General features: G+C 60.5%; 13 protein-coding genes and 1 tRNA gene. 4 read left to right on the top strand and 10 right to left on the bottom strand.

The window, feature by feature from the left end; genetic code table 11:
• Nucleotides 1-375 precede the first annotated feature (375 nt).
• On the bottom strand, nucleotides 376-1,107 hold the full coding sequence (locus tag VFF99_RS18240; protein WP_325020345.1) for a sulfite exporter TauE/SafE family protein: 732 nt from the start codon (nucleotides 1,105-1,107) through the stop codon (nucleotides 376-378).
• Nucleotides 1,108-1,242: 135 nt separating this feature from the next.
• Between VFF99_RS18240 and VFF99_RS18235 the strand changes: the two genes are divergently transcribed.
• Entirely contained in the window at nucleotides 1,243-2,139 is an 897-nt protein-coding gene (locus VFF99_RS18235) for a LysR substrate-binding domain-containing protein (protein ID WP_325020344.1), read from the top strand.
• Nucleotides 2,140-2,202: 63 nt separating this feature from the next.
• Here VFF99_RS18235 and VFF99_RS18230 read toward each other — a convergent pair whose 3' ends face one another.
• The 7 genes from VFF99_RS18230 to cysS all read right to left on the bottom strand — a co-directional run bounded on the left by VFF99_RS18230 (nucleotide 2,203) and on the right by cysS (nucleotide 10,101).
• Entirely contained in the window at nucleotides 2,203-3,813 is a 1,611-nt protein-coding gene (locus VFF99_RS18230) for a PQQ-binding-like beta-propeller repeat protein (protein ID WP_325020343.1), read from the bottom strand.
• A 241-nt stretch (nucleotides 3,814-4,054) separates the two neighbouring features.
• Nucleotides 4,055-4,148, bottom strand: a tRNA-Ser gene (locus VFF99_RS18225).
• A 100-nt stretch (nucleotides 4,149-4,248) separates the two neighbouring features.
• Entirely contained in the window at nucleotides 4,249-5,499 is a 1,251-nt protein-coding gene (locus tag VFF99_RS18220; protein ID WP_325020342.1) for an aspartate kinase, read from the bottom strand.
• 156 nt (nucleotides 5,500-5,655) lie between these two features.
• On the bottom strand, nucleotides 5,656-7,044 hold the full coding sequence (gene tilS, locus VFF99_RS18215) for a tRNA lysidine(34) synthetase TilS (RefSeq protein ID WP_325020341.1): 1,389 nt from the start codon (nucleotides 7,042-7,044) through the stop codon (nucleotides 5,656-5,658).
• Between the two features lie 4 nt (nucleotides 7,045-7,048).
• Entirely contained in the window at nucleotides 7,049-8,023 is a 975-nt protein-coding gene (locus VFF99_RS18210; RefSeq protein WP_325020340.1) for an acetyl-CoA carboxylase carboxyltransferase subunit alpha, read from the bottom strand.
• A 30-nt stretch (nucleotides 8,024-8,053) separates the two neighbouring features.
• Nucleotides 8,054-8,725 (bottom strand): DNA-3-methyladenine glycosylase, encoded by a 672-nt coding sequence (locus VFF99_RS18205; RefSeq protein ID WP_325020339.1) that lies wholly within the window; start codon nucleotides 8,723-8,725, stop codon nucleotides 8,054-8,056.
• Nucleotides 8,710-10,101 (bottom strand): cysteine--tRNA ligase, encoded by a 1,392-nt coding sequence (cysS, locus tag VFF99_RS18200; RefSeq protein ID WP_325020338.1) that lies wholly within the window; start codon nucleotides 10,099-10,101, stop codon nucleotides 8,710-8,712. Before cysS ends, VFF99_RS18205 begins: the two co-directional genes overlap by 16 nt.
• Before the next feature lie 320 nt (nucleotides 10,102-10,421).
• Between cysS and VFF99_RS18195 the strand changes: the two genes are divergently transcribed.
• The 3 genes from VFF99_RS18195 to VFF99_RS18185 are packed head-to-tail and all read left to right on the top strand — an operon-like array spanning nucleotide 10,422 to nucleotide 12,302.
• Nucleotides 10,422-10,964 (top strand): peptidylprolyl isomerase, encoded by a 543-nt coding sequence (locus VFF99_RS18195; RefSeq protein WP_414691557.1) that lies wholly within the window; start codon nucleotides 10,422-10,424, stop codon nucleotides 10,962-10,964.
• A 22-nt stretch (nucleotides 10,965-10,986) separates the two neighbouring features.
• On the top strand, nucleotides 10,987-11,475 hold the full coding sequence (locus VFF99_RS18190) for a peptidylprolyl isomerase (RefSeq protein WP_325020336.1): 489 nt from the start codon (nucleotides 10,987-10,989) through the stop codon (nucleotides 11,473-11,475).
• Nucleotides 11,476-11,495: 20 nt separating this feature from the next.
• A complete protein-coding gene (locus tag VFF99_RS18185) occupies nucleotides 11,496-12,302 on the top strand; it encodes a UDP-2,3-diacylglucosamine diphosphatase (RefSeq protein ID WP_325020335.1) in 807 nt (268 codons plus the stop codon).
• Between the two features lie 5 nt (nucleotides 12,303-12,307).
• Here VFF99_RS18185 and VFF99_RS18180 read toward each other — a convergent pair whose 3' ends face one another.
• Together VFF99_RS18180 and cysE are read right to left on the bottom strand one after the other, a co-directional pair.
• The gene (locus VFF99_RS18180; protein WP_325020334.1) at nucleotides 12,308-13,000 is read right to left on the bottom strand and encodes a YceH family protein; all 693 of its coding nucleotides are present in this window, start codon (nucleotides 12,998-13,000) and stop codon (nucleotides 12,308-12,310) included.
• A gap of 9 nt (nucleotides 13,001-13,009) precedes the next feature.
• A complete protein-coding gene (cysE, locus tag VFF99_RS18175) occupies nucleotides 13,010-13,762 on the bottom strand; it encodes a serine O-acetyltransferase (RefSeq protein ID WP_325020333.1) in 753 nt (250 codons plus the stop codon).
• Nucleotides 13,763-13,821 lie beyond the last annotated feature (59 nt).

Here is a 13,821-nt window from a genome sequence, read left to right as displayed (position 1 = left end):
TGTCCTACAAACACCAGGCAACGCACAAGCCGCGACGATGCAATCGCGCGGAAAGCGGCTTGGGGACTGGGTTCCTGGCAGATGAGCACCGGCGCCCGAAGTTCCCTTACCGATGGGAAATTTTTTATTAAGTTATTCTTTTTTTAAGCGTTTTTGATCACTAATTTGGCTTGCGCCGGGTTCTCTCAAGTGCCCAATACCACTGATGTGTTGTTTATCGGCAGCGTTTTTACAAACTTTAGGGTTTTGCAAAAAAATTTTTCAATTTTTTTAGGCCGCAGGAATGCCCTTCTCGGACTGTTTTCGGCGGCTAGGAGACCGGATTTAGGGCAAGAGAGAAAATTTCCCCGAATGAGTTAAATGTTTGCCAACACATTACCCGAGCAGAAACTTGCCGAGGAACGTAACGCCGATAACAAGCAAACCGGTAAAGAACCAGCGGCGAAACAGCGCCGCGCTGATCCGCTGGCGCAGGAGCTGGCCCAGCCACATGCCGGCGACGGCCGGAATGACGGCCAGCATCGACAAGGCACCTGTCGCAACCTGGAGGCTGCCCGTCCCCGCCAGCGCCAGGCCGAGAGCGATCGTGGACGCGGTGAAGCAAATGCCGAGCGCCTGGACAAGGTCATCCTTCTCCAGCCCTAGCGCCTGCAGGAAAGGCACCGCGGGCAGCACGAAGACTCCGGTCGCCGCAGTGATCACGCCGGTCAGCGCACCAGCCGGGATCGACAAGGCGCGCTCTGCCCGGCCGCCGAGGGAGAACGTCATGTTGCGCAGGCCAAGTACGGCATACGTGACGAGCGCCGCGCCGAGAATGAACGTTCCGATGCTCGCCGACTGGCCGATTCCCAGCAAGGCGGCGCCCCACGTCCCGGCGAAGATGCCCAGCACAAGCGGAGCAAAACGCCGCAACAGATGGCTCAGGCGCGGCCCGGCAAGAAGCTGCACCACGTTGGTCACGAACGAGGGCACGAGAAGAATGGCAGCGGCCTCCTGCGGCGCCATCACCATGCTCAGCAATGCCACGGCAACCGTCGGCAATCCCATTCCGATCACCCCTTTGACGATTCCGGCAAGGACAAAAACCAGGGCGATGAATGCAGTCATGAGTTCACTCGTACAGAAAGTCGGCAGTGGTATTCTTACCCCCGGCGCCGGATTGGAAAAGTGGTCATTCCCAAACTGTCGCTTTGGATTTTCCAAACCCGCCGAACAGGCTGTTCGACCTTGAATGGGGATGTCATGCGATTCGATCTGGTGGACCTGCGCCTGTTCGTGAACATCGTCGACGCGGGCAGCATCACCGCCGGCGCGAAGGCCTCGCATCTCTCCACCGGATCGGCCAGCGCCCGGGTGGCCGAGATGGAAGACAGCCTGGGACAAAAGCTGCTGGTGCGCAGCAAGGACGGCGTGCGCCCTACCCCTCCCGGCATCGCACTGCTCGAACATGCGAGGACAATCCTGTTCCAGGTTGAGCAGTTGCAGTCGGACATGTCGGCCTTCTCGGATGGACGCGAAGTGCAGATCAAGGTGCTGTGCAATACCTCGTCCGCCTCCGAATTCCTGCCGCCATTGCTGTCCCGATTCCTTCTGCAGCATCCCAATGTGAGCATCGACCTTGAAGAGCGGCCGAGCATGGACATTGTCCGGCTGGTGTCGTCGGGGAGCTGGCATGTGGGGATCATTTCGAGCGCCGTCCCATCGCCCTCGTTGCAGACCGTACCGTTCAGGCCCGACCCGCTTGTCGCCATTGCGCGGCGCGGGCATCCGCTCACCACCCGCGCAGAAGACGGCAAGATCGGTTTCATCGACTGCCTTGATTACGACTTCGTCGGGCTGTCCGGCGACACCGCGCTGCAGCAGCACATCGCGAGCCATGCAGCACGGGCCGGCAGGCATCTGAAGCTCAAGGTCAGGCTCAGGAGCCTGGAAGGCGTGTGTCAGATGGTGGCCAATGGCGTGGGAATAAGCATCGTCCCGCGGCAGGCAGCCGAGCGGCATATGGACGTGGCGCCGGTGGAGATCGTCCCGCTTGCGGAAGAATGGGCGGACAGGATGCTGCTCGTGTGTTTCCGGAATGCGGAAGACTTGCCGGGGGCGGCGAAGAAGCTGGTGGAGTATCTGGCGAACCAGCCGTGACCGGATTTCAGAACGGCGTGCAAAACAGAGCGCGGACATCGCGCCGCGCTCTTTACCCCTTCCTTATTTCAGGTTGACTGCAACCAGCTGGCCGCTGGCCGCGGATATATAGAGCACGCCGTTGGCCGAGATCGCCAGCTTGCCGGACTGAGGATATCTCCAGGCCGTTGTATGGCTCGTGGCGTCGATCGTGTAGACAGTGTTTTTTCCACTCACGAAGACATGATTTTTGGTGGCGACGATGTCGTTCACAGCCTGGAAGCGGGTATCTAATCCATCCCGCGAATCCCAGGCCCACAGCACCGCACCGTCTTGGGCGCTCCGGGCTTCGAGAAAACTGTCGTTGACAACATAGAGCACATCATCAACCAATACCGGATTACTGCGGAATCTGCCGGACAACTGCCACTTGATGTTGCGTTTGGCGAGGTCAAATGCAATCAGCCGGGCATCGCTACCTCCATTATTCGGGCCGTATTGCACGACATACGCGGCTTTGTCGACTCCCAGCACGGGCGCGGCATTGACCGTAGAGCCTGCCCATTTTGACCGAGGATCGGCGATCTTGAAATCGATAATGCCGTCGGTCTTGCGTACTGCGTGCAGGCTGGAATCGACATAGGCATATGCATGGGTTTCATCGACTGCGGGGGTCCATCCGTCATATCGCGGCAACGGTATCGTCCATCCGAACGTGTTTGTGGCGATATCGAATTTCGTCATGCCGCCGTCGCTGCCGGTTCCGGTATACACCTCGGCTCCGAGCACCGTGGGAGCAAGGTAAGTTTGCCATTGCGAACTCCTCGCCTGCTTGCTGAGCATCGCGCCCGACTTCTGGTCGAACACCCAGAAGAACCCATCTTCATTACCAGTGGACGTCACGAACACCTTGCCGTTCGACGCAGCTGGCGGGTTGACGTTGAACAGGCTGCCGAACGCGTGCTTCCACAATACCGAGCCACTGCTTTCGCTGATAGCCCATAGAGTCCAATCCGAGCCGAAGCGGATGCCGGTTACGGCAAATACGACGCCTGCGTCGACTGCAACGGAGGATACTGGCAGGGCGGGAACAGCCGGGTCGGTCCATAACCACCTGCGTGAAAACGCTGCGAAATCAGTCGTCGCGGGAACGAAGCCGGTATGCGAGGCATTCCCTTTATAAGTCGACCATGCCGGCGCCTGCGGCCAGGCGGCAAGGGGCCGGAGGTCGGCTCCACTCGCGACGTCGATCTTGTACGGAACTTGCCATGGCGACCCGTCGACCGGCTTCTGGCACACCATAGGATCGTCAAGGCAGATACGCACTTCAATCGAGCCTGTGTAGGTGCCCAAGGGCAGCAAAGGCGAGATACGCAGCGTAGCCTTATATTCCATCGCGCTGATGGCGTTGATGACAACGTCGGTCGTGAAGACACCCTTGCCATCGATGATGCCGATATTGATTTTCTCGGGAATGGTTTTGCGCGATGTTACGTGTACATTGACGGCCTGTGATTCGCCGACATAGCTCATCCGATTGATAGACGAAGGCGTGAAGACAAGCCACGAGCTGTCCGATGCGCCGGCAACACCGGCGCCGCCGCCATCACTACCACCGCCACCGCCGCATGCACTTAATCCGCATGCAGCTAGGCCAAGCATCGCATGGCAAATAAAGGCTTTGATTCTCCGCATGGGTATTCATCCTTGAATTAGAGGAGCGCGGAGAATAAGCAGGGATTGTTATTCATTCAACATTTCTTAGCGCTTTGGCATAAGCGCTAAGCATTAGTGCGACCGACGAGGAATGCGCGGTATCAGCGATGCCGGGATCGGCACCGGGATGAACAGGATCGGGAGGAGACTTGGAGGGAATTGCGGCAGCATCCCGAAAAAAACAAAGGCCCCGCAGGGCCTTGTTCTTGCATCGGAATGCTGGCGGAGACGGAGGGATTCGAACCCTCGATACAGGTTTAAGCCCATATGCTTCCTTAGCAGGGAAGTGCCTTCGACCTCTCGGCCACGTCTCCACACGTCAAGCGGGGATCAACTCCCCGCTTCAGTGAAGTCACGCATGATAGCTGCTCACGCGCACTTGGTCAATGAAACAATGATTTCCGCTGAGAAGGATCAAGCTTTTTCCAGGTCGAATGCCTTGTGCAGCGCGCGCACGGCCAGCTCCATGTACTTCTCGTCAATCAGGACGGAAATCTTGATCTCCGAGGTGGAGATCATCTGGATGTTGATACCCTCTTCCGACAGCGTGCGGAACATCTGCGATGCGATGCCGACGTGGCTGCGCATGCCGACGCCGACGACGGAGACCTTTGACACCTTCGAGTCGCCGACGATGTTGGCTGCGCCGATGTGCTCCTTGACGCTCTTGTTGAGCACGTCCATGGCCTTGACGTATTCGCCGCGCGGGACGGTGAAGGTGAAGTCCGTCTTTCCGTCGACCGACTGGTTCTGGATGATCATGTCGACTTCGATGTTGGCATCGGCGACCGGGCCGAGGATCTGGTACGCGATGCCCGGCTTGTCGGGCACGCCCAGCACGGTAATCTTCGCTTCGTCGCGATTGAACGCGATACCGGAAATGACGGCTTGTTCCATGTGTGTATCTTCCTCAAACGAAATCAGGGTGCCGGAATTGGCTTCTTCTTCCAGCGGCATCAGCGGGTCGGTCAGCGACGACAGAACGCGGGTCGGCACCTTGTAGTTGCCGGCGAATTCCACCGATCGGATCTGCAGGACTTTCGAACCGAGCGAGGCGAGCTCGAGCATTTCTTCGAAGGTGACGGTCTTCAGGCGGCGCGCTTCGGAGACGACGCGCGGGTCGGTCGTGTAGACGCCGTCGACGTCGGTGTAGATCAGGCATTCCGCTGCCTTCAGGGCGGCTGCAACAGCCACCGCGGAAGTGTCGGAACCGCCGCGGCCCAGCGTCGTGATATTGCCGAGATCGTCCACGCCCTGGAAGCCGGTGATGATCACGATCTTCCCTTCGGACAGGTCCTTGCGCACGCGCGCATCGTCGATCGACTGGATACGGGCCTTGGTGTAGGCGGAGTCGGTCTTGATCGGCACCTGCCAGCCTGCGTACGACACGGCCTGCTTGCCGATGGTCTGCAGCGCCATCGACAGCAGCGCGACGGAGACCTGCTCGCCGGTGGAGGCCAGCATGTCGAGTTCGCGCGGGTCCGGCTGCGGCATGATTTCCTTGGCCAGGGCGATGAGGCGATTGGTTTCGCCGGACATTGCCGAGGGCACGACGACGATCTGGTGACCAGCGTCGTGCCACTTGGCGACGCGCTTGGCGACGTTCTTGATGCGCTCGGTCGAGCCCATTGAAGTGCCGCCGTATTTGTGGACGATTAAAGCCATACGGATGAGAAAGTGCGCTGAGAAATGAAGAAAGCTGAAGAAATTTTTGATAAAAATCAACCCTTTACTTTACATGCTGCAACGCAGGATGGCAAGTGGGCGACCGACGAAATGCAGGCTTTGCGAGCCAAAAACCGATAAAAATATTGCGAATCGTTAAATATTGTCCCGTTCCCAACGCAAGCGGACCTGCTCGCCTTGTTGTTCCGGCAGCCCTCCCCGGTTGATGCCGATGCCTGCCGCATAGATAAGGCGCCCACCCGCGAAGACGACGGGCAGATGCGGCCGCTCCCACGCGGGGATGTCGAGGGACTGGTAATGCTGTTTCAGGCTGCGCGTAGGACGGCCGGGAGCGAGCTTGAGCTTTTCTCCGCCCTGGCGACGCCGGATCTCGAGCCGCTGTTGCACCAGCCATGCGGCGGCAATTCCTTCTTGTGCGGGGTCGAAATGCAGGGTGCCGCCGAGTTCCGCGAAAGCAATATGCGGTTCGCCCTGCCAGCGGAAGCTTTGCCCCGCGTCGTGGGAATCCGTCGCCGGCATGCGCGGGACCAGGAAAGCCTGTCCGCGGTGCCTGTGCACTTCGCAGTCTGGGTGGATCACGCACACTTGCGCATCCTCGCGCGCATTCAGCAGTTGCGCGCGCATTTCGGCGAGCCACGCCGTCGAGGGCATGCGCATGCGATGCAGGGTAAACCAGTGGCGCAGCAGATTGTCCTGGCGCGCTTCACTGAGGGTCTGGAAACGCCTCATGTCGATGCGATCGTCCGTGCCGCACGTTTGCCAGTCGAGTGCGGCGATTTCATCCAGCAGTTGCTGCGCCGATTGCGCGTGCCGTGCGGTGCGTGCGACGCGTTCCTGGTAACCGGGAAAACCGGCTTCCAATACGGGCATGACTTTGTGTCGCAATGCGTTTCGCGCGTAACGGACGTCGTCATTGGATTCGTCTTCGACATACCGGATACCGTGGCGGGAAGCGAAGACTTCGAGCTCGGCGCGCCACACCTCGAGCAACGGCCGGGCCAGGACCGGCAGTGGCGCGCCCAGCAGTGCATGTGCTTCGCCAACAACTGCCATGCCGGACAGGCCTGGCAGCCCTGCCCCGCGCAATAACTGCAGGAGCACCGTCTCCGCCTGGTCGTCCTGATGGTGAGCGGTGAGCAGCAGGGCCGCATCGTACCGGCGGCACAGTTCGCCAAGCGCTGCATAGCGCCCGGCCCGCGCCGCCTGTTCAATGCCGTCGCGCTGCGCGGCCTGCAGTACCACGCGTTGCGCATCGAAGCGGATGCCGGTTGCGGCGCACTGTGCTTCGCAATGCGCCAGCCAGCTGTCGGCATTCGGGCTCAGTCCGTGGTGGACATGGAAGGCAAACAGTTCAAGGCCGAGCGCCGCGGTGTACCGCTGCGCGAGATGGAGCAGCACCGCCGAGTCGAGCCCGCCGCTGTAGGCGACGGCGATGCGGCCCTTGAAAACAGAAACGCGCGCGAGGATGCTTCCAAGCGCGCGTTCGAAAGCGTCCTCGACGGACGCTGCCTGCCGGTTTGTCACGACATCATTCCGGCGAGTTGATTTCCTTGAACTTGCCGTAGGCCATGAGCTTTTCGTGACGGGCTGCGATCAGTTCCTTCGGCTTCATGCCCTGCAGCTGGCGCAGCGAATCGGCGAGTGCGCGCTTGAGCAGCGCGGCCATCTGTTTCGGATCGCGGTGCGCGCCGCCGAGCGGTTCGTTGATGATCTTGTCGATGAGGTTCATCGCTTTCAGGCGGTGCGCGGTCAGGCCGAGCGCGTCGGCGGCGTCCGCTGCGCGTTCGGAAGTCTTCCAGAGGATGGAGGCGCAGCCTTCGGGGGAAATGACGGAATACGTGGCGTATTGCAGCATCAGCACGGCATCGCCGACGGCGATGGCGAGCGCGCCGCCCGATCCGCCTTCGCCGATGATGGTGGCGATCAGCGGCACCTTGAGTTCGGCCATCACATACAGGTTGTGGCCGATGGCTTCGGACTGGCCACGCTCTTCGGCATCGATGCCGGGGAAGGCGCCGGGCGTGTCGACGAAAGTGAAGATCGGCAGGCCGAACTTCTCGGCGAGCTTCATGAGACGCATCGCCTTGCGATAGCCTTCGGGCTTGGGCATGCCGAAGTTGCGCAGCGCGCGTTCCTTGGTGTCGCGGCCCTTCTGGTGTCCGATGACCATGCAGGGCTGGCCGTTGAAGCGCGCCAGGCCGCCGACAATGGAGAGGTCGTCCGCGTAGGTGCGGTCGCCGTGTAGTTCGTGGAAGTCCGTGAAGATTTCATTCACGTAATCCATCGTGTAGGGGCGCTGCGGGTGGCGGGCGATCTGCGATACCTGCCAGGGAGTCAGCTTGGCGTAGATGTCCTTGGTCAGCTGCTGGCTTTTCTTGGAGAGGCGTTCGATTTCTTCGGAGATGTCGACTGCGGAATCGTCCTGCACGAAACGCAGTTCTTCGATTTTTCCTTCGAGTTCGGCAATGGGTTGCTCAAATCCGAGAAATGTTGTTTTGCTCATCGTGCCTCCTTGGTCAACACGAGATGGAGTTCAGTACACTACCGGCGCGGCATCGAGGCTGCGCCACAGATACCATGTCGCTACAGTGCGCCACGGTTCCCAGTTTGCGGCGACTTCGCGCGCATCGCTGCGGGATACCGGTTCGCCGGAAAAATAATTGAGGCTGATGCCTTTGAGTAACCCAAGGTCGTCCAAAGGCAATATGTTCGGCCGGAGCAGATTAAATATCAAAAACATCTCCGCTGTCCAGCGGCCGATCCCGCGGATCTGGATCAGCTCGGCGATGACTTCTTCATCGTCCATTTCCGCCCATTTGTCTGCATGGACGCGCTTGGCCTTGAAATGTTCTGCCAAATCGATAACGTATTCGGCTTTCCTCTTTGACAATCCGCAAGCGGCGAGTGCGTCCGGCCCTGCCTTGAGGACTTGCGCCGGCGTGCACTTGGGACACACTTCGGTGAAGCGCTGCCAGACGGCGTCGGCGGCCTTGACGGAAATTTGCTGACTAACGATCGAGCGCGCCAGTGTCGTGAAGGCTTCGCTCCGGCCGACAAGATGCATGTCGCCGAATTGCGGAATGAGCTTGCGCATGATGCGGTCGCGCTTCATGAGCTCTTCCTTGGCGTCGTGCCAGTAAACAGGCACGCCGGCCGCGACAGCGGTTTGACTGGATGTCGCCATACCGCTCAGGCCCTTCTCCATTCCGTCACGCCGCCCGGTTTGTCCTCGAGCACGATGCCATTTGCGAGAAGCTCAGCGCGGATGCGATCGGCTGCGGCAAAGTCCTTTGCCTTCTTGGCCGCGGTGCGGGCGTCGATCTGGGCGAGGATGGCCGCTTCGTCCAATCCCGATTCATCCGCCGGACCGGCGTGCAGGAATTCCTGCGGCGCACGCTGCAGCAAGGCGATCACGCCGGCGAGCGATTTGAGCTGGCGTGCCAGTGCAGCCGACCTGGTCTTGTTGACTTCATTGGCAAGGTCGAACAGGACGGCAATGGCGATCGGCGTGTTGAAGTCATCGTTCATCGCCTCGGCGAAGCGTACGGCGTGCGGCTCGTTCCAGTCGAGCGGCTGCTCGTCCGGCTCGATGGCCTTCAATGCGGTGTACAGGCGCGTGAGCGCATGGCGCGCATCGTCGAGATGCACGTCCGAATAATTGAGCGGGCTGCGGTAGTGCGCGCGCAGGATGAAGAAGCGCACCACTTCCGGATCGTACTTCTTGAGCACGTCGCGGATGGTGAAGAAATTGCCGAGCGACTTCGACATCTTTTCGTTGTCGACGCGGATGAAGCCGTTGTGCATCCAGTAGTTGACGAAGGTGTGCCGGTGCGCGCCTTCGGACTGGGCGATTTCGTTTTCGTGATGGGGGAACTGCAGGTCTTCGCCGCCGCCGTGGATGTCGAACTGCTCACCGAGCAGTTCGCTGCTCATGGCCGAACATTCGATGTGCCAGCCCGGGCGTCCCTTGCCCCAGGGCGATTCCCATTTGACTTCGTCGGGCTCGGATTCCTTGGCAGCCTTCCACAGCACGAAGTCGAGGGGATCGCGCTTGCCGGTGTTCAGTTCGACACGCTCGCCAGCGCGCAGGTCGTCCAGCGACTTGCCGGAGAGTTTTCCGTAGTGCGGGAAATCGCGCACGGAATAGTTGACGTCGCCGTCGGTCGCCTTGTAGGCCAAACCATGACGTTCCAGCTTCTCGATCAGCCCGAGCATCTGGGGAACGTATTGCGTCGCGCGGGGTTCATGATCGGGCTTCTGCACGCCGAGCGCCGCGGCGTCTTCATCCATCGCGTTGATGAAGCGCTGCGTCAGCTGTGAAATCGGTTCGCCGTTTTCCACGGCGCGCTTGATGATCTTGTCGTCGATGTCGGTGATGTTGCGGACATAGGTTACGTCGAGACCCGACGCGCGCAGCCAGCGCTGCACCATATCGAACACGACCATCACGCGCGCATGCCCGAGATGGCAGTAGTCGTACACCGTCATTCCGCAAACGTACATGCGGACCTTACCGGCTTGCATGGGGACAAAAGTCTGCTTTTCACGCGACAGCGTGTTATAGATCTTGAGTGCAGTCATGGGCGATTTTTCCGTTTCGGCGTGAAATGGCCAGGCCCGTCGAGACATTCGTCTGACCCGCGAGGTGCCGCGGGTGAAGCGATGCAACGGGGCTGCCGAAACCCTTTTGTCATGCTTATTTTGATAAAATGCACGGTTTCGCCTCAGTATAGCATTGATGAAACCGCCCTCCTGCCGCGCGGTCGCAAAGGGGGAGCGGGTAGCGAGAAACACACAGACCGCCCGGCTGCCATGCGGCAAGGGGTCACGGAAGATACACAATCGACATTCGCCTGTAAAGAGGAAAGGAAGCTGCAATGCAAAACACCCGTCGATACTTCATGCAGCTGGGCCTGGGTCTGCTGCTCGGGGCGAGCGTGCCCTGTGCAATGGCCGCCGGCGCACCGCAAGTCTCCCTCAAGACCAGCATGGGCGAGATCGTGCTGGAACTCTATCCGGAGAAAGCGCCGAAGTCCGTCGAGAACTTTTTGCAATACGTAAAGAACGGCCACTACAACGGCACCATCTTCCATCGCGTGATCAACAATTTCATGATTCAGGGCGGAGGCTTCGACAAGAACCTGCGGCAAAAGCCGACCGGCGCGCCGATCGAGAATGAAGCCAAGAACGGATTGAAGAACGAGCCCTACACCTTGGCCATGGCACGCACCTCGTCGCCGCATTCGGCGACTGCGCAATTTTTCATCAATGTGAAGAACAACGGCTTCCTCGACTACCCGGGACAGGATGGCTGGGGTTATGCGGTATTCGGCAAGGTCGTCAAGGGCACCGAAGTGGTCGACAAGATCAAGGCAGTGGAAACAACAAGCGGTGACGTACCGGCGAAACCGGTCGTCATCGAATCGGCATCGATCGTGAAGTAAACCAACCCACAGAAGGACTAACATGGCTGTCATCCTCACCACTAACCACGGCAACATCAAGCTGGAACTCGACGCGGACAAGGCGCCGAAGACCGTCGCCAACTTCCTCGCCTATGTGCAGGCGGGCCACTACAACGGCACCATCTTCCATCGCGTGATCGACGGCTTCATGATCCAGGGCGGCGGCTTCGAACCCGGCATGAAGCAGAAGCCGACCAACGATCCGATCGAAAACGAGGCGAAGAACGGCCTGAAGAACGAGCCGTACACCATTGCGATGGCACGCACGTCGGCGCCGCACTCCGCGAGCGCGCAGTTCTTCATCAACGTCAAGAACAACAGCTTCCTCGACTACCCGGGCCAGGACGGCTGGGGCTACTGCGTGTTCGGCAAGGTTGTCGAAGGCACCGATGTCGTCGACAAGATCAAGTCGGTCAAGACCACCCGTACCGGCATGCATGCCGACGTTCCGGTGGAAGACGTGGTCATCGAAAAGGCGGAAGTGATCTGAGCATCGCTTCGCGAACCGCAATGAACGGGCAGCATCCGCCGGCAGGCGAACGGGAAGCGCAATCCGCAACGGTTGCGCTTTTTGTTTCGGACGTGCACCTGCAGGAGGCGCTGGCGGGCACGACGCAGGCGTTCATCGATTTCCTGGATATGCATGCGCCACGCGCCCAGCGCCTCTACCTGCTGGGGGACCTGTTTGAATACTGGGCGGGCGACGACGATCTCGATACGCCCTATCACCTTCATATCGCCGACACGATTCGCCGTGTCAGCGAGGCCGGCACCGCGGTCTTCTGGATTGCCGGCAATCGCGATTTCCTGGTGGGCCAGCAGTTTGCAAACGCAGCCGGGCTCACCCTCCTGCACGATCCGCACGTGGAAGACATCGCCGGCCAGCGCGTGGTGCTGGTCCACGGCGATGCGGAGTGCACCGACGACCAGGCATACATGGCTTTCCGCGCGCAGGTGCGGCAGCCGGAGTGGCAGGCACAGTTCCTTGGCCAGCCACTTGCCAAGCGCAAGGCGATCATCGAAGGGATGCGCAGCGGCAGCCGCGAGGCGCAGCGCACGAAGTCCTACGAGATCATGGATGTGAATTCCGGCGCCATCGCTTCACTCTTCGCATCGACCGGCGCCACGCTGATGATTCACGGCCACACGCACAGGCCCGCGACGCACATTCACCATGTCGATGGCAAGAGCTGCGTACGTCACGTCCTTCCTGACTGGGATGCCGACGGCGAGACGCCACGCGGCGGATGGCTGGCGATGGATGCGGGCGGCAAGGTCACCCGGTTCAACCTGGACGGCAGCCCGGCCCCCGCCTGAAACCGCTAATCGAACTGCTTGCGGAAACTGTCGAACTGCTCGCTCAGGCGTTCGACTTCCGCGCGCAGGCGCGCGACTTCCGATTCGAGCTCGGCAATCCGGTCCTGCCGTGTACCCGGCGCAGAGGGAGCGATGTCGGCGGCCCTCTCGGGCACCTCCTCTCCGCTCAAGAGATGCATGTAACGCACCTCCTTTTCGCCGGGTACTCGCGGCAGGCGGGCGACCAGCGGCGGGTATTTGTCGATCAGGAACTGCAGCCCTGTCTCGACATCACCAACGGATGCGAAGTCGTGCAAGCAGCCGCTGCGCGATCGAATCTCGCCGGCAGTCTGCATTCCGCGCAGCATCAGCATCACGAGCACTGCAAGCTTGTCCTGCTCGAGCGACCATTTCATGCGCATGCGGTGCTCATACTTGGCCACGCGTGCACCGGCCTGCCTGACTTCGGACACCAGCTTCTTCTGGACCAGGCGATGGAGGGTATCGAGTACCGCATCCTCCGGCAGGGACATCACCGGATCGCGGCTGGTCAGCTGGTTGCACCCGTTCGTGAGCGCGTTCAGGGAGAGCGGATAATTGTCAGGCGTCAGCGCTTCCTTCTCGGCGAGCACGCCGAGCACCCGCACCTCCGCCGCATCGAGGAAAGCGTTGTCGGCGCCGGGGACTGCTGCGCCTTCGTTCGAATCTGCATTACTCACAACCACTCCTCAATCCACCAGTTTGTTGAGTTGTTCGGCGTCGAACCTGTCCTTGCGCGGAAGGACCTCGCATCCGACACCCGCCGCTTCCAGCGCTGCCAGGATGCGCTGCATCTGCTGCTCCTGCGCGACGGCATGATCGATGAGCCGGTGCAGTGCGGTCGACAAGGGATCGGCATCGGCGTTCGGCGTCACGCCGTAGGCGGCGAATACGCGCGCCGCGGCTTCCTCGCGCTGTTTGCCGGCATCCTTCTGCACGATGTGCGCGGGATTGCCGACTGCCGTCGCGCCGGGCGGGACTTCCTTGACCACCACCGCATTTGAACCTACCTTGGCGCCGTCGCCGACGGTGAACCCGCCCAGTACCTTGGCACCCGCGCCGATGATCGCTCCACGCCCCAGCGTGGGATGGCGCTTTGCCCCCTTGTTCAGCGAGGTGCCGCCCAGCGTCACGCCCTGGTAAATCGTGCAGTCGTCGCCGACCTCGGCGGTTTCGCCGATGACGACGCCGAATCCGTGGTCAATGAATACACGCCGGCCAATGGTTGCGCCGGGATGGATTTCGATGGCGGTCAGCCAGCGGGCAATATGCGAGATGAAGCGCCCCAGCCATTTCAGTCCATGCGTCCAGCACCAATGTGCCCAGCGGTGCATGACAATCGCGTGCAGCCCCGGATAGCAGGTCAGCACTTCCCAGGCCGTACGGGCGGCAGGGTCGCGTTCGATGATGCTGGCGATGTCTTCGCGGATGCGATTGAACATAGGGGGAAGGATGGATGGCGTGAAGTCGTAATGTTATCCCGTTGCTCCGTCCTTGCCTA

It is taken from the genome of Noviherbaspirillum sp. (assembly GCF_035654295.1).
GTDB lineage: Bacteria > Pseudomonadota > Gammaproteobacteria > Burkholderiales > Burkholderiaceae_D > Noviherbaspirillum.
The sequence above is the reverse complement of the archived record's forward strand: the minus strand, read 5'-3'. Positions and strand labels throughout refer to the sequence as shown.

What these genes read in the sequence shown, in the direction of transcription:
- VFF99_RS18240 (WP_325020345.1), bottom strand. Translation starts at nt 1,107, where the DNA reads ATGACTGCATTCATCGCCCTGGTTTTTGTCCTTGCCGGAATCGTCAAA.
- VFF99_RS18210 (WP_325020340.1), bottom strand. Translation starts at nt 8,023, where the DNA reads ATGAGCAAAACAACATTTCTCGGATTTGAGCAACCCATTGCCGAACTC.
- VFF99_RS18230 (WP_325020343.1), bottom strand. Translation starts at nt 3,813, where the DNA reads ATGCGGAGAATCAAAGCCTTTATTTGCCATGCGATGCTTGGCCTAGCT.
- cysS (WP_325020338.1), bottom strand. Translation starts at nt 10,101, where the DNA reads ATGACTGCACTCAAGATCTATAACACGCTGTCGCGTGAAAAGCAGACT.
- VFF99_RS18190 (WP_325020336.1), top strand. Translation starts at nt 10,987, where the DNA reads ATGGCTGTCATCCTCACCACTAACCACGGCAACATCAAGCTGGAACTC.
- VFF99_RS18195 (WP_414691557.1), top strand. Translation starts at nt 10,422, where the DNA reads ATGCAGCTGGGCCTGGGTCTGCTGCTCGGGGCGAGCGTGCCCTGTGCA.
- cysE (WP_325020333.1), bottom strand. Translation starts at nt 13,762, where the DNA reads ATGTTCAATCGCATCCGCGAAGACATCGCCAGCATCATCGAACGCGAC.
- VFF99_RS18220 (WP_325020342.1), bottom strand. Translation starts at nt 5,499, where the DNA reads ATGGCTTTAATCGTCCACAAATACGGCGGCACTTCAATGGGCTCGACC.
- VFF99_RS18235 (WP_325020344.1), top strand. Translation starts at nt 1,243, where the DNA reads ATGCGATTCGATCTGGTGGACCTGCGCCTGTTCGTGAACATCGTCGAC.
- VFF99_RS18205 (WP_325020339.1), bottom strand. Translation starts at nt 8,725, where the DNA reads ATGGAGAAGGGCCTGAGCGGTATGGCGACATCCAGTCAAACCGCTGTC.
- VFF99_RS18185 (WP_325020335.1), top strand. Translation starts at nt 11,496, where the DNA reads ATGAACGGGCAGCATCCGCCGGCAGGCGAACGGGAAGCGCAATCCGCA.